The organism is Thalassospira sp. CH_XMU1420-2, assembly GCF_037029325.1.
Lineage (GTDB): Bacteria > Pseudomonadota > Alphaproteobacteria > Rhodospirillales > Thalassospiraceae > Thalassospira > Thalassospira povalilytica.
This window is the reverse complement of record NZ_JAYMEG010000003.1, coordinates 576,600-590,671: the sequence shown is the minus strand read 5'-3', so window position 1 is coordinate 590,671 and position 14,072 is coordinate 576,600. Positions and strand designations below refer to the sequence as shown.

The window sequence follows — 14,072 nt, the reverse complement described above, 5'->3', positions numbered from 1 at the left end:
TGCTTTATCAGGCGTTGCTAAGTTCCCGGATCATCCGCAGAACATCCGTGTCATATTGGGCTGGCGCTTGTTCCTTGCCGGTTGCCCATTTGAAGAAATCTGCATCCGGTACTTCGTTGATCAGTGCCTCGAACGTATCAAGCTGTTCTTCGGTCAGGGTGCTCAGGTGCTTGTCCATGAAACGCCCCATCAGGATATCGTTTTCCTTGGTGCCGCGATGGCCGCCCCGGAACAACAGTTTCTTGCGACGCATTTCGAGTTCCGAAATGTTGTCAGTCATGGTCGATCTCCTGATTTAACTCTTTGATAGCCGCCCGGCGGGAGGGCCGGCTGTCTGCAATTCTGTGGCATGGTTTTTACGGTAAAATACGATCCGGGTCCATGGTGCCGATCACCTGATTTTGCATCAATTGGTGACTTGCCGGTTGTCCCGCGATAATTTTGTTGTATACCCGTGCCATAAACGCAATTGTTCTATTAACGTTCTCATCAAAAGTTGCAACCAAAACCGTCATGCGCCCGGAAATTCTGTTCCCGCTTTTTGCTGAAATCGACACCCTGCCGGGCATTGGTCCACGGTTAAAGCCGCTTGTTGCCCGGTTGATTGGCGGAGAACATGTTGTCGATCTACTATGGCACTTGCCATCCGGGATCATTGATCGCCGCTTGTCCCCGCCGTTAAGCGAAACAATTGACGGGTCGGTCGTAACAATTGATGTCTGGGTCGAGCGGCATGATCCTTCGCCCAACCGTCGCCGTCCTTACCGTGTGATTTGCAAAACCCAAAGCGGCACGCTGGTTCTGGCGTTTTTCAATGCACGCGCAAAATACCTGAATGACGTTTTGCCGGTGGGCGAAAAACGCATTGTTTCGGGAAAAATTGATCATTATCGCGGCGAATATCAAATTACCCATCCCGACCGGATCGGGACAGAGGCCGAACGTGACGAAATTCAAACGGTGGAGCCGGTCTATCCGATGTCTGCTGGCGTTACCGGCAAAACATTGACCAAGGCCGCACGCGCAGCCCTTGGCACCCTGCCCGACTTGCCGGAATGGCATGATCCGGCACTTGTTGCGCGCCATGAATGGCCGGACCTTAAAACGGCCCTGAATATTGTTCATAATCCGCAAGATGACACAGATCTGTCGCCCGATCATCCGGCGCGCAAACGGCTGGCCTATGATGAATTGCTGGCAAATCAGCTGGCCCTTGCGCTTATTCGCGCCAAAATGCGCAAGCTTGGCGGACGTGTGACCAAGGGGGATGGCGGGCTTCGTGATGCGTTGGCGGGCCACCTGCCCTTTGCCATGACAGGCGCGCAGCAACGCGCGTTAACGGACATCTATGCCGATATGGCAAGCGAAGGTCGCATGTTGCGTCTTTTGCAGGGGGATGTTGGTTCGGGCAAGACGGTGGTTGCCCTGATGGCAATGCTGAACGCGGTCGAATGCGGGCGCCAGGCAGCATTGATGGCCCCGACTGAAATTCTGGCCCGGCAACATTTTGAAACCATTGCCCCCTTGCTTGAAAAGATCGGGGTCAGTTGTGCAATCCTGACCGGACGGGACAAGGGAAAATCGCGCAAGGCATCGCTGGAAGGTTTCGCAAGTGGCGAAGTCCAGATTGCGGTCGGAACACATGCACTGTTTCAGAATGACGTGGTGTTCCGGGACCTTGCCTTTGCCGTGGTCGACGAACAGCACCGGTTTGGTGTGCATCAACGATTGATGCTGGCGGGCAAAGGTCAGGCCGTGGATGTGCTGGTGATGACAGCAACCCCGATCCCAAGGACACTGACCCTGACCGCGTTTGGCGATATGGAAGTTTCGCGTCTTGATGAAAAACCACCTGGTCGCAAGCCGGTGGATACGCGCGTTCTTCCGATCGACAAGGTCGATGATGTGATTTCCGGCATTGGACGCGCGATCCGTACCGGCACAAAGATCTATTGGGTGTGCCCGCTTGTGGAGGATTCAGAAGTGCTGGATCTGCAAGCAGCGGAAGAACGCTATCGTGTGTTGGTTGAGCTTTTTGGTGAAAGCCGTGTCGGCCTTGTTCATGGCAAGATGAAGGGCAAGGAAAAGGACGAGGTCATGGAGCGTTTTGCCCATGGCGAGACGTCCATTCTGGTTGCGACAACGGTTATCGAAGTCGGGGTGAACGTCCCCGAGGCAACCATCATGGTGATCGAGCATTCAGAACGTTTTGGTCTGGCACAGCTCCATCAGCTGCGTGGCCGCATCGGGCGTGGCGATGCAGCATCCACCTGTTTGCTGCTATATGGCAGTCCACTTGGTCAGGTGTCGAAATCACGCCTTAAAATCATGCGCGAAACCGAAGACGGCTTTGTAATTGCCGAGGAAGATTTGAAATTACGCGGCGCCGGCGAGGTTCTGGGGACGCGGCAAAGCGGTCTTCAGGAATACCGCCTGGCAAATCTGGAGCTTCATGGGGATTTGCTGGCGATTGCACGCGATGATGCAAGGCTGATTGTTGATCGCGATCCGGATTTGCAAAAGGCGCGCGGCGAAGCGTTGCGCTTGTTGCTGTATCTGTTTGAACGTGACGAGGCCGTACGCTATTTCCGGTCTGGCTAGAAATGGCAAAGGGCGCCCGATGTTGGCGCCCTTTGATTTGTTCGGCAAGCTGTAACAGGCTATGCGTCTTCGCGTGTTTTGCCATCCTTTGGGGATGTATCCGCATCCGGATCAATGCGCGCGGGAATATCGCGCGAAACCAAAATCGGTACATTTTCCTTTTCACGAAGCACATCCACATCTTCATAGGTCTTTGCCGCGACCTTTGGCTGGCTTTGTTCTTCGGGCGGACGGCGGTCCGGCGGGGTAACGATACCCCCGGACATGACCATTTTGATCGCCTCTTCCACCGTCATGTCGAGAATGATGATATCGCGACGCGGCACGAACAACAAAAAGCCCGATGTCGGGTTCGGGGTCGTCGGCAAGAAAATGTTGATGACCGTGTCTTCGGTAAGGTTTTGCACCTCGCCCTTGGTCTGGCCGGTAATAAAACCGATCGCCCACATCCCGCGACGCGGATATTCCAGCAACACCGCCTGCCGGAACGCATTGGACTGGTTGGCCAACACGGTTTCAAGAATCTGTTTTACCGCACTATAGATGCTGCGCACGGCCGGAATGCGGCCGAGAATGCGTTCATAAAGCTTGATCAGTGCGCGACCGGCAAAGTTGGTCGTAAACCAGCCGACAATGGTGATGAAGACCAGAACGACCAGAAGTCCCAGGCCGGGAATGCCGTAATCCTGATAGCCCGCCGGCAGATATGTTTCGGGATTATAGTGTGACGGGATTAGTGGGATGACTTTGCTATCGACAAACTCGATAAACCACCAGGCCAGACCGAACGTGATTGCAAGCGGCGCGCTTACAAGAATACCTGTCAGAAAATATGCCCGCATCCGGGCGAAAAAGCCCGGGCTGGGAAGAACATGACCGGAACCCTGATTTTCCGTATCATTTGTGTCGTCGCGCTTGGCGTTCATTGATCACCTGTGCTGAAGTGCCGCAACCAGATAGCTATTGGTAAGAATAGCCTTTGGTATTTAGTATTTGTAAGTAAGAATATGGCATTGCTGCGACATCGGATCGGGTTTCCCCGTTCCTTGAAGTGATAGCAGTATTCAAGTTTGCGGCGCAACCAAACAAACCGCAAATAGGCAAACAGAACCGTTGTGGAGACGTTTTGAAGGTCTGGATAGTCGAATATATTTACGACAATGATGGCTCGGTCGGGGTGAAAACGGCCAAGGTCCGGGCCCCGGATTATGAAACCGCACGGCAATTCGCCCTTGGCGACGCGCCTGCGCGGGATTTCGTGATGTCCTTGCATCCGGAATCCGAAGACCAGTTTCTTGGTACAACCGGCATTCGTGCGCGCGAAATGACCGGTCAGGTAGTTCACGAAGTCCCTGATCCGGACGATGATTTGGAAGAAGATGATGACGATTTCCGAGCTTGACGAAAGAACGTTTTTACCGCGGCCGATGATCGGTGTTGGTGCGGTTGTCTGGCATCAGGATCATGTCCTGCTTATTCAGCGTGGTAAGGAACCCAATATCGGCAGCTGGAGCATTCCCGGCGGCGCGCAAGAGGTCGGTGAAACCGTTCGCGATGCAGTATGCCGCGAGGTCATGGAAGAAACCGGTGTTAAAATTTCAAGTCCGATCCTGGTCGATACGGTTGATCTGATTTCACGAACCGAAGACGACAAAGTGGAATATCACTATACCCTGATTGATTTCGTTGCGGTTGCCCTTAACCCCGACATCAGTCTGGGGGGTGATGCGGCCGATGCAAAATGGGTGAAGGTTGGCGATGTCACGAAATACGGTTTGTGGAGCAAAACCGTCGACGTGATCGCGAAATCCCGGGCGGTCCTTGAAGGCCGTTAATTGCCAAAGTTCCCAAGACCCCAAGTCCCCAAGCCCCCACGTCCCGAAACGGGGCTGCTGGCAGATACAAAAAAGGCGGCACATCAAGGTGCCGCCTTTTGATTGTTTGCTTCCTGCCCGATCAGGCTTGTGCATGCTGCATCAGAACGCTTTCCTGCAGCTTTTTGAAAGCACGGGCTTCCAGCTGACGGACACGTTCGCGGCTGACACCGAAACGTTCACCAAGTTTCTCAAGCGTGATCGGATCATCGCTCAGGAAACGGGCCTTGATGATTTCCTGTTCGCGTTCGGGCAATTCACCAAGTGCGTTTTTCAGCATGCCGTTATGAAGAACACGTTCCTCGGCATCAGCAACGATTGCTTCCGGGCTTGGTGCATCCGATGACAGGGTATCGAGATATTCCATCCCCTCGTCTTTTGGCATCGGCGTATTCAGCGAGAAATCACGCGCCGCCAGGCGACGGTTCATTTCAAGTGCTTCACGGCCGGTTACACCAAGCTTTTCGGCAACCTGATCAGCTTCATCCGGGGACAATTCGCCATTGTCATAGATATTGAGCTGACGTTTTGCCTTGCGCAGGCTGAAGAACAGTTTCTTCTGCGCGGCCATGGTGCCGAGTTTGACCATGGACCAGCTTTGCAGAATATATTCGGTTACCGCAGCACGGATCCACCACATCGCATAGGTCGACAGACGGAAACCGCGTTCCGGATCAAATTTCTGGACGGCACGCATCAGGCCGGTATTGCCTTCGGCAACCAGGTCGGCCATCGGCAAGCCATAGCCGCGATACCCGAATGCAATTTTGGCAACAAGACGCAAGTGGCTGGTCACAAGTTTGTGGGCGGCCGCGGTGTCATCATGGTCCTGATAACGATGGGCCAGCATGTATTCTTCGTCCGCGGTAAGCATCGGAAACTTCCAAACTTCGCGGAGATAACCCGAAAATCCCTCATCCTGGGGAACGGCTGGTAATTTAATGGCGCTCATTCTATGTCCTCCTGAGAGGTTTACGCGTCGACATCTGTATTGAATACGGAGTCCGTCAAAGATTAGATGACGCGCAAACACTGTCGGTTGTGAATTTATTCACTTGGACGACCGGAATGTAATGGGAGATATCGCAAGTCCGGTCGCAATTTCATTCCATAGGTGTCTATGGAAGAGGACAGCAGACGCTAATAAGAAGTTCATTCATGGTGTCTCATCCTTACATGAAGCAAATCGACAAGTTACATGTCCGCCAATAGGCCGGACTTTGATCCGGCGGTGCCTTTGGGCCCCCACCCGCAATTCTTAATATATCTAAACCTGACCAAATCAGTCAAGAACTTCTGACCAGTATTTCAGTTATATTAATCATCCAATATCAGCATTTTACGATCGATAGCCGACAAACCCTGTCGGGTACTCGGAATGCCAATAATTCACGGTAAAATCGATATGAGGCGAAACAAAGGCAAGCTGTCCAAATTCGGTGTCACTGATGACCCTTAGTCAAATACACGGTTACAAGGTGACCAAAAGGTAACCGTCGAAATCAAAGGAACTGGTATCCGCGAACCGCCTGATATAGGGTCGCGCACCACGCTTGATTACCGGGAATATCGTATGTCTGCTTTTCCATCGACAAATCCGTGCCCCTGCGGCAATCGGGAAACCTATGGTGATTGTTGTGGCCGGTTCCATGCGGGCGACAGCATGCCGGAAACAGCCGAAAAGCTGATGCGATCACGCTATAGTGCATTTGTCGTTCGCAATGGTGACTACCTTGCGGCAACCCTTGCCCCGGAAAAACGGGCGGATTTCGATGCCGATGGGATCAGGGATGATCAAACCCAGTGGACAGGACTTCAAATCATTGACCGCGCAAAGGGTGGAATCCTCGATCAGACGGGGATAGTCGAATTTGTCGCAAGCTTCATTGAAAACGGACAAACATATAAGTTGCATGAACGGTCAAATTTCGTTCGACGTGACGGCAAGTGGTTCTATGTTGACGGCGTCTTTCCATCAGAAGGCCAGTCGGCAACTATTGCCACCCAGGGCACAAGTGCCGTTGCCGGCGCCAAAGCGGGCCGTAATGATCCCTGCCCGTGCGGATCAGGGAAAAAGTTCAAGAAGTGCTGCGGCTAGCAGAGCTGACAAATTCCAGTGCCCAGCGATGAAACGGTCTGATTAGACTTTCATGGGCTTTCTGATACGGCATCCAGACCAGTTCGTGGTCGTCTTCAAGCGGCGGGCCGAGTTTTTCTGTCAGTTCGCATTCAAAGAAGGTGCCACGTTTAAGGCGGTATCTGCCTTTGGCGAAATTGTTCACATATTGTGATGCAAATCCCAGACGGGAAATAATCCGGATGCGATATCCGGACTCTTCATAGGCTTCGCGATAAAGCGCATCCTGTTCGCTTTCACCCGGCTCAACCCCGCCCCCCAAAAGAACGATCCCCTTGGGTGTGCGCGCAACAGCAACCTTGCCCTCGCCATTTCGAATAACGGCATAGGAGCAGTCCTGAACAACATAGCTTTGCCCCATGCGCGGGGTTCCAAAAACTGGGCCTACCAAATCGGATCTACTTGCCTTCTGAAATGTTTGCCGTTGCCAGCAAATATCCGGGTTTCTATTTTATTTTTAACGCGATAGCACGATCAAGCAATGCTTGGCAACGCGTAGAAACATATGAACTATTGAGTTTCCAAACCTGCCAAACAGGTCTGTTTGCCCGATTAAATTCATCTTTGCACGAAAGTCACTATCGATCATGTCACAAAAAGGACCGTCAATAGAGACAGCGTACGGAATGAACTTACTGCTTTATGAAAACACCCCGAAACAGCTTTGTTCCGGGGTGTTTTGAAGATCATGTCGATGCTGAATTCTTAGAACGGAATTTCGTCATCCAGGTCCGGTGCGCCGGCCGGTGCGGAACCGCCGCCCGACGATCCAGCGTTACCCCAGCCCGCGTCAGAACCGCCGCCGAAGCCGCCATTGTCAGAACCGCCATAGCCGCCGCCGGATGATGAACCGCCACCCATGCCGCCGCCACCTTCGCCGCGGTTATCAAGCATGGTCAGGTTGGAGTTAAAGCCTTCAAGCACGACTTCGGTCGTATAGTTGTCCTTGCCGTCCTGTCCCTGCCATTTGCGGGTGCGCAGCTGGCCTTCGATATAAAGCTTGCTGCCTTTTTTGACGAAGCGTTCGACAACGTCTGCAAGGCCTTCGTTGAAGACTACAATGCGATGCCATTCGGTACGCTCGCGGCGCTCACCAGACTGACGGTCGCGCCACTGTTCGGAGGTCGCAATGCTGAAATTGGCGATTTTCTTACCGGCCTGGGTGAACCGGATTTCAGGATCGCGCCCGAGGTTCCCTACGAGAATGACTTTATTGACACTACCAGCCATGGGTTATCTTCCAAGTTTGTGTTGTCCGCTGTCCCGAATGATCAGGACTTGTGAATTATCATTGCGCAAAAATGCGCTGCATTAAAGTTTCAAGTGAAACGCGATCCGTTTCATCAAACGAGCCATACTCGACACTATCCACGTCAAGCACCGCAATCAACTGTCCATCACGATTGATGACCGGAACGACGATTTCGGAATTGGAACGGCTGTCGCACGCGATATGTCCCGGAAACGCGTGCACATCGGCGACAAGCTGGGTCTCGCGGGTGGCAGCAGCTGTTCCGCAAACGCCACGACCGAATGGAATGCGCAAGCAGCCCAGCGTGCCCTGATACGGGCCGACGACCAGTTCATTTTCCTTTTTGGGATCAACCACGTAAAAGCCGGTCCAGAAGTAATAATCAAACTTCTCCGACAGAATGCACGATACTGTCGCCATCAATGCGGTGACGTTCGTTTCGCCCTCTGTGATGCTGATCAGTTCTTTTTCTGCTTCGGCATACAGGGATTTTTTAATGTCTGGCTGCACGGTGATCTCCATGTTCTTTGACGATACGAACTACCCCGTTCGCCCCCTGCGAGACAAGGGCAAATTGACCGATAGACGAAACAAAAATACCCCCGGCACAGGATATATGCCGGAGGTATCTGAAATCAGCTTGTAAACAGCGATTAAAGACGCTTGCCACTTTCCGTATCGAACAGATGAATTTTGTCGGCCGGCACTGTTAGATCAAGGGCATCATTTCTGGAAAAGTTGTGCGTCCCTTGTAGGCGAAGCGTGACATTGTCGGCTTTGCTTCCGAAATCCAGATAAACAAGGGTTTCTGCCCCAAGGGATTCCACCATGCGGACAGTTGCATTGATCGTTCTCTGCCCGGCTTGTGCGATGCTGAGATGTTCCGGGCGAATGCCCGCGACAACAGCCCGTCCACCAGCAATATTGTGGTCGATATCAAGCATCACTCCGTCGCCGACAGTCACATGTTTACCATCGTCGGAAATAACACCATTGAGGAAGTTCATCGCCGGGGATCCGATGAACCCTGCCACGAACCGGGTTGCCGGCTTTTCATATATGTCAATCGGTGTCCCTATCTGCTCGGCAACGCCGCCATTCATGACAATCAGACGATCGGCAAGGGTCATGGCTTCGACCTGGTCATGGGTGACATACACAGATGTAATGCCAAGACGCTGCTGAAGGTTCTTGATTTCAAGGCGCATATCAACGCGCAGCTTGGCATCAAGGTTTGAAAGCGGCTCGTCAAACAGGAAGACTTTGGGCTGGCGAACAATCGCGCGGCCCATGGCAACGCGTTGACGCTGCCCGCCGGAAAGCTGACGAGGTTTGCGATCAAAGTGATCTTCAAGCTGAAGAATTCGGGCGGCCTCGCGGACCTTGCTTTCGATATCGGCCTTGCTGTAACCGCGATTGCGAAGGCCATAAGCCATATTGTCAAAATTGTTCATGTGCGGATAAAGCGCATAGTTCTGAAACACCATCGCAATATCGCGATCAGCCGGTGCCACTTTGTTGACGACCTTGCCATCGATGCTGATTTCACCGCCTGAAATGCTTTCAAGGCCGGCGATCATGCGCAGCAAGGTTGATTTTCCGCATCCGGACGGTCCGACAAGGACGGTAAATTCGCCATCTTCAATGGCAAGATCAATGCCATGAATGGCCTTGAAGCCGTTCGGATAGGTCTTTTCAGCCTGATTAAGGGTAACTGTTGCCATCGTGGTATCCTGTATTCGGATCAGTTGTTGTCAGCTCAGCAAGTGTCGGGAGACAGAATTATTTCTCTGTCTCGACCAGACCCTTGATGAACATGCGCTGGAAGATGACCACCACCAGAACCGGCGGAATGGTGGCCATGATTGTCAGGGCAAATGCCTTGGGAAACTGCGGGATTTGTCCGCCTTCATATAGCGAGTTATAGACCTGCTTGATGCCGATCACGATGGTATAAAGCTGATCATCGGTGGTCATCAGAAGTGGCCAGAGATACTGGTTCCAGCCAACGACAAACATGATGATAAAGATCGCAGCAATCATGGTGACCGAAAGCGGCACAAGAATATCGATAAAGAACCGAATGGGCCCTGCCCCGTCCAAACGGGCGGCTTCAAGCAGTTCATCCGGGACCGAGCGGTAAAACTGCCGGAAAAAGAAAGTCCCGGTCGCCGATGCAATCAACGGCAGGATCAGCCCGGTATAGGTGTTCAGCAAGCCAAGGTTTGCCACCACCTCGTATGAGGGCACAATGCGTACCTCAAGGGGAAGCAACAGGGTCGAAAAGATCACCCAGAAAAGCGGCACCGCCAGTTTGAACCGGAAATAGACAATCGCATAGGCCGCCATCATCGAGATAATGACTTTGCCAATTGCAAAGCCAAGCCCCAGCACCATGCTGTTAAACAGCATTTCAAGTGCGGTGACCCTGCCCTTTGTGGCCGACGGATCAAACAGGATCGCCCCGTAATTGTCGATCATATGTCCACCCGGCCAGAATTGCAGACCGTTCTGGAAAATGAATTCACGGGTATGCGTCGATGACGCAAAGGCAATCCAGACCGGCATGATCATGAAGAGCGCGCCCAAAATCAGAATTGTGTGGTTGGTAAAAATTCGCCATTTCGACTGATACATCTGGGCCCCCCTAGTAATGCACTTTGCGTTCGATGAACCGGAACTGGAATACCGTCAGTACGCTGACCATAATCATCAGAAGCACCGACTGGGCCGAACTGCCGCCAAGATCGGCACCGATAAACCCATCGACATAGACCTTGTAAACAAGGGTTGCCGTGGCCCCGCCCGGCGAACCTTTGGTCGATACGTCAATGATGCCAAAGGTTTCAAAGAACGCGTAGGTCAGGTTGATCACCAGCAGGAAGAATGTCGTTGGTGCCAAAAGCGGGAATGTAATCGTCCAGAAACGCCGTTCAGCACTTTTGCAATCAAGTGTGGCTGCTTCCTGAACCGATTTCGGGATTCCTTGAAGGCCGGACAGGAAGAAAATGAAATTGACGCTGACCTGTTTCCAGACCGCAATCAGAATGACGACAAAAGCCGCGTCATTGGCATTCTGGATATGATTGAATTCAAAACCGAAACTGTTGAAGGCCTTGTAAAGATCGCCCATCAACGGGTTGAACATCATATTGCCCAGCAATCCGGCCACCGGCGGCGCAATCGCATATCCCCACATCAGAAGTGTCCGATAGGATTTTGCCCCGCGAATGACCTCGTCTGCACGAACGGCTAGGAAAAGTGAAATTGCGATCGAAATAACCGCAACAAGTACCGAAAAGATCACTGTAAAAATCGCCGATCGGCTCCAGGACGCACTTGACAGCACATCCTCGAAATTGCGGAACCAGACGAACTGCGAGGACATGCCAAACGCGTCTTCAAGCAGGAAGGACTGGTAAACCGCCTGTGCGGCAGGCCACAGGAAAAATATCGAAATAATCAAAATCTGGGGTGCAATAAAAAGATACGGCACCGCGCTATGTTCAAATTGTACGCGCTTCATCGCTCACGCCACCATTAATCACGTCCGGAAAATGCAAAACAGGGCGACCAGCAATGGGCCGCCCCGCATTTGCGTAAGGCTGTTTAGTTGGAATAGGTGTCGTTGAAGCGCTTCAGAAGGCCGTTGGCTTCTTCTTCGATCGTGTTGAAGGCTGCATCAACGGTTTCTTCGCCGTTCATGATTTTGTCGACTTCACGATAGATGACTTCGCGGATCTGGACATAGAAACCAAGACGGTACCCTTTGGTCCAGTCGCCACCTTCTTCAGACAGCTGCTGAATGCCGACTTCTGCATCCGGGCTTTCTTTGTAATAGCCGTCTTTTTTCGCCAGCTCATATGCCGCATTGGTGATCGGCACATAACCGGTTTCCTTGTGCCAGTAATACTGGGTTTCCGGCTTGGTCAGGAATTGGAAGAATGCAGCAACGCCTGCATCCTCTTCTGCGCTATGGCCCGAGAAAGCAAACAGCGAAGCACCACCGATGAAGGTTGATTTCGGGGCATCACCAACGCCTTTCCAGTACGGAAGGGTCGACGTACCAAAGTCAAACTGGGCCGACTTGCGAAGGCCACCGAAGGAGCCGGAGGAACCGATCCACATGGCAACCTGCTGCTGAACGAAGGCGTCCTGGTTCGCGCCCCATGCACGGCCGTAATAGCCATAATATCCGGCGTCTTTCCAATCCTTGACGTGCTGCCAGTGATCTTTCAGCGCATCGTTGTTATAAAGGATTTCAACGTCAGTGCTGTCATAACCGTTATTGGCAGTGGCCATCTGCAGGTTGTGACGGGACATGAAGTTTTCAAAGAAGATCCACGGGCTGTGCGACTGGGCAAGCGCGATATAGCCAGCTTCTTTAAGCTTCGGAGCTGCTTCTTCGAATTCCTGCCAGGTCTTCGGTACATCAACACCGGCTTTGGCAAGGGCTTCCTTGTTGTAATACAGAAGCGGGGTCGAGCTGTTGAACGGCATTCCGATCATCTTGCCGTCAGAATCGGCATAGAAATAACGAACGCCCGGGATGTAATCATTGATGTCAAATTTGACGTTGTTTTCTTCAAGCAGGTCCTGAACCGGCTTAACAGCGCCTTTTGCGTTAATGATCGTTGCCGCACCGGCGTCGAAGATCTGGATGATGTTCGGCTGGTTTTTCGCGCGGAATGCCGCGATACCGGCGGTCATGGTGTCTTCGTAGCCACCCTTGTTTACGGCTACAAGGTGGTAGTCGGACTGGCTCGCATTGAAATCTGCGGTGATCTGATCAACCACACCGCCAAGCGCGCCGTCCATGGCATGCCACCAGGTGATCTCCGTTGCTGCTTCTGCGGTGTTGCCAAGTGCAAACACAGCAGCCGCTGCCATAAGCGTCTTGCGAAACATGATCTGTTAGCTCCCAATTAAAAAGACATCTGCGTCAAACCGCCTGTTGCCCGGTTCGCCACAACGCATTTGTTTTCTGTCGGGGGACCTGTTTCCTCAAGTGACAGTTTTCGGAAATTTACTTTTTGAACGCGCAAATGATCAATATAGCGCCGCGATGCCGTCTAAAAACTCACAAACTGATGCATGGTTATGTTCACATGAACAGTAGGGAATAGTGAAGTGTACGGCCATTTTTCCACTTGTCGTGGCTCGCTTCATTGCGAAATCAAGTTCTCAACTGCCGTCAATGTTAATTTTTTATTGCGATTTAATGACAATTGTTAAAGCGGAGATGATCAAGACTTGGGACTAAAAGCGACCACAACAAAACAAAGGGCGGCATTTCTGCCGCCCTTTCATTTTGTTCGCAACTGAACGTACATGTGCCCCGATCAGTTTTTACTGTCGCGCTGGACAAAGACCGACAGCAACGCCAACCCGCCGGAAACAACCATCAGAAGTAGTGATAACGCATTCAGAACAGGTGTTGACCCCTGCTTCAAGCGGTCAAACATGGCAATGGTCAGCGGCGCGTCAGAACCGACCAGCATCAAGGTCGTATTGAAGTTTTCAAATGACATCAGAAACGCGACGATCCCGGCGCCGATCAATGCCGGCTTCAGGAAGGGAATGGTGATCGTCCACAGTGCGGCCCGCCGTGTCGCCCCAAGGTTCAAGGCGGCTTCTTCAAGACTGACGTCGAATTTGCGAAGGCGCGCGGATATCACAAGCGTCGTGATGGTCGTGACAAAGGCGAACTGGCCAATAATCACCAAAAACAGCCCCGGACGCAGAAATTCGAGGTCCCAGCCGATCGCTTCTTCGATGCCATTGGCAATCGCGTTCGAGAACACCAGAATGGATATCCCCAGAATAACCCCGGGGATTACCAGAGGCGATAACGAAACAATATAAAGCAGGTTCTTGCCGGGAAACTTGCTGCGTTCGAACAGAAACGCGTTACATGTTCCGACTGTTACGGACAGAACCGTAACCCAGAAGGCAACAAATGCCGAAACGCCTACACTTTCGAGAAGCTTCGTGTCATTGAAGATGCCGATATAGGGATCTTCATTCCCGAAAAACCACGCCAACGTGCCGCCTTCCCACGGCATTGACGGAAACAGACTGTCATTGAAGGCAAATACGCCAACGACAATCAGCGGTGCGCTCAGATAAACAAAGAACAACGCGATATAGGTTGAATACAAGCCCTTGTAGAATTTGGGCTGTGGAATGCTTGGTATCATGTCTTCCC

15 protein-coding genes are annotated in these 14,072 nt (G+C 52.2%); 4 read left to right on the top strand and 11 right to left on the bottom strand.

Annotated features, from left to right (window positions below; all coding sequences use genetic code 11):
- Window positions 1–7 precede the first annotated feature (7 nt).
- Window positions 8–280: an FAD assembly factor SdhE gene (locus WA429_RS12415; RefSeq protein ID WP_114113260.1), complete on the bottom strand. Its 273-nt coding sequence runs from the start codon at window positions 278–280 to the stop codon at window positions 8–10.
- Window positions 281–513: 233 nt separating this feature from the next.
- On the opposite strand from WA429_RS12415, the gene recG reads away from it, so the two are divergent.
- Window positions 514–2,601 carry an ATP-dependent DNA helicase RecG gene (recG, locus tag WA429_RS12410; protein WP_287465052.1) on the top strand — a complete coding sequence of 696 codons (2,088 nt, stop codon included), beginning with the start codon at window positions 514–516 and terminating at the stop codon, window positions 2,599–2,601.
- A gap of 59 nt (window positions 2,602–2,660) precedes the next feature.
- Here the strand turns inward: recG and WA429_RS12405 are convergent, their stop codons facing one another.
- Window positions 2,661–3,527, bottom strand: coding sequence for a DUF502 domain-containing protein (locus WA429_RS12405; protein WP_068519080.1), 867 nt, complete (start codon window positions 3,525–3,527; stop codon window positions 2,661–2,663).
- 200 nt (window positions 3,528–3,727) lie between these two features.
- Between WA429_RS12405 and WA429_RS12400 the strand changes: the two genes are divergently transcribed.
- On the top strand, window positions 3,728–4,003 hold the full coding sequence (locus tag WA429_RS12400) for a hypothetical protein (RefSeq protein ID WP_114113258.1): 276 nt from the start codon (window positions 3,728–3,730) through the stop codon (window positions 4,001–4,003).
- Window positions 3,984–4,436, top strand: coding sequence for an NUDIX hydrolase (locus WA429_RS12395; protein ID WP_287465053.1), 453 nt, complete (start codon window positions 3,984–3,986; stop codon window positions 4,434–4,436). Before WA429_RS12400 ends, WA429_RS12395 begins: the two co-directional genes overlap by 20 nt.
- Window positions 4,437–4,557: 121 nt before the next feature.
- Here the strand turns inward: WA429_RS12395 and rpoH are convergent, their stop codons facing one another.
- On the bottom strand, window positions 4,558–5,427 hold the full coding sequence (gene rpoH, locus WA429_RS12390) for an RNA polymerase sigma factor RpoH (RefSeq protein ID WP_068519083.1): 870 nt from the start codon (window positions 5,425–5,427) through the stop codon (window positions 4,558–4,560).
- Window positions 5,428–6,048: 621 nt separating this feature from the next.
- On the opposite strand from rpoH, the gene WA429_RS12385 reads away from it, so the two are divergent.
- Entirely contained in the window at window positions 6,049–6,573 is a 525-nt protein-coding gene (locus WA429_RS12385; RefSeq protein WP_287465054.1) for a YchJ family protein, read from the top strand.
- On the opposite strand, the gene WA429_RS12380 is transcribed toward WA429_RS12385, so the two are convergent.
- The 8 genes from WA429_RS12380 to WA429_RS12345 all read right to left on the bottom strand — a co-directional run bounded on the left by WA429_RS12380 (window position 6,554) and on the right by WA429_RS12345 (window position 14,064).
- Window positions 6,554–6,973 carry an NUDIX domain-containing protein gene (locus WA429_RS12380; RefSeq protein ID WP_287465056.1) on the bottom strand — a complete coding sequence of 140 codons (420 nt, stop codon included), beginning with the start codon at window positions 6,971–6,973 and terminating at the stop codon, window positions 6,554–6,556. The two genes, WA429_RS12385 and WA429_RS12380, sit on opposite strands and share 20 nt — an antisense overlap.
- 344 nt (window positions 6,974–7,317) lie before the next feature.
- Window positions 7,318–7,842, bottom strand: a complete 525-nt coding sequence (ssb, locus tag WA429_RS12375) for a single-stranded DNA-binding protein (RefSeq protein ID WP_287465057.1) — start codon at window positions 7,840–7,842, stop codon at window positions 7,318–7,320.
- A 58-nt stretch (window positions 7,843–7,900) separates the two neighbouring features.
- Window positions 7,901–8,374, bottom strand: a complete 474-nt coding sequence (locus tag WA429_RS12370) for a GAF domain-containing protein (protein ID WP_156480874.1) — start codon at window positions 8,372–8,374, stop codon at window positions 7,901–7,903.
- Window positions 8,375–8,517: 143 nt separating this feature from the next.
- Window positions 8,518–9,588 carry a sn-glycerol-3-phosphate import ATP-binding protein UgpC gene (locus WA429_RS12365; RefSeq protein WP_287465058.1) on the bottom strand — a complete coding sequence of 357 codons (1,071 nt, stop codon included), beginning with the start codon at window positions 9,586–9,588 and terminating at the stop codon, window positions 8,518–8,520.
- 58 nt (window positions 9,589–9,646) lie between these two features.
- Entirely contained in the window at window positions 9,647–10,501 is an 855-nt protein-coding gene (ugpE, locus tag WA429_RS12360; RefSeq protein WP_068519088.1) for a sn-glycerol-3-phosphate ABC transporter permease UgpE, read from the bottom strand.
- A gap of 10 nt (window positions 10,502–10,511) precedes the next feature.
- Window positions 10,512–11,390, bottom strand: a complete 879-nt coding sequence (locus WA429_RS12355; protein WP_068519089.1) for an ABC transporter permease subunit — start codon at window positions 11,388–11,390, stop codon at window positions 10,512–10,514.
- An 83-nt stretch (window positions 11,391–11,473) separates the two neighbouring features.
- Complete coding sequence (locus WA429_RS12350) at window positions 11,474–12,772, bottom strand: extracellular solute-binding protein (RefSeq protein ID WP_068519090.1); 1,299 nt, start codon at window positions 12,770–12,772, stop codon at window positions 11,474–11,476.
- A gap of 434 nt (window positions 12,773–13,206) precedes the next feature.
- Window positions 13,207–14,064 carry an ABC transporter permease gene (locus tag WA429_RS12345; protein WP_101246199.1) on the bottom strand — a complete coding sequence of 286 codons (858 nt, stop codon included), beginning with the start codon at window positions 14,062–14,064 and terminating at the stop codon, window positions 13,207–13,209.
- Between the last annotated feature and the right edge of the window lie 8 nt (window positions 14,065–14,072).

What these genes read in the sequence shown, in the direction of transcription:
- WA429_RS12415 (WP_114113260.1), bottom strand. Translation starts at nt 280, where the DNA reads ATGACTGACAACATTTCGGAACTCGAAATGCGTCGCAAGAAACTGTTG.
- recG (WP_287465052.1), top strand. Translation starts at nt 514, where the DNA reads ATGCGCCCGGAAATTCTGTTCCCGCTTTTTGCTGAAATCGACACCCTG.
- WA429_RS12405 (WP_068519080.1), bottom strand. Translation starts at nt 3,527, where the DNA reads ATGAACGCCAAGCGCGACGACACAAATGATACGGAAAATCAGGGTTCC.
- WA429_RS12395 (WP_287465053.1), top strand. Translation starts at nt 3,984, where the DNA reads ATGACGATTTCCGAGCTTGACGAAAGAACGTTTTTACCGCGGCCGATG.
- rpoH (WP_068519083.1), bottom strand. Translation starts at nt 5,427, where the DNA reads ATGAGCGCCATTAAATTACCAGCCGTTCCCCAGGATGAGGGATTTTCG.
- WA429_RS12385 (WP_287465054.1), top strand. Translation starts at nt 6,049, where the DNA reads ATGTCTGCTTTTCCATCGACAAATCCGTGCCCCTGCGGCAATCGGGAA.
- WA429_RS12380 (WP_287465056.1), bottom strand. Translation starts at nt 6,973, where the DNA reads ATGGGGCAAAGCTATGTTGTTCAGGACTGCTCCTATGCCGTTATTCGA.
- ssb (WP_287465057.1), bottom strand. Translation starts at nt 7,842, where the DNA reads ATGGCTGGTAGTGTCAATAAAGTCATTCTCGTAGGGAACCTCGGGCGC.
- WA429_RS12365 (WP_287465058.1), bottom strand. Translation starts at nt 9,588, where the DNA reads ATGGCAACAGTTACCCTTAATCAGGCTGAAAAGACCTATCCGAACGGC.
- ugpE (WP_068519088.1), bottom strand. Translation starts at nt 10,501, where the DNA reads ATGTATCAGTCGAAATGGCGAATTTTTACCAACCACACAATTCTGATT.
- WA429_RS12355 (WP_068519089.1), bottom strand. Translation starts at nt 11,390, where the DNA reads ATGAAGCGCGTACAATTTGAACATAGCGCGGTGCCGTATCTTTTTATT.
- WA429_RS12350 (WP_068519090.1), bottom strand. Translation starts at nt 12,772, where the DNA reads ATGTTTCGCAAGACGCTTATGGCAGCGGCTGCTGTGTTTGCACTTGGC.
- WA429_RS12345 (WP_101246199.1), bottom strand. Translation starts at nt 14,064, where the DNA reads ATGATACCAAGCATTCCACAGCCCAAATTCTACAAGGGCTTGTATTCA.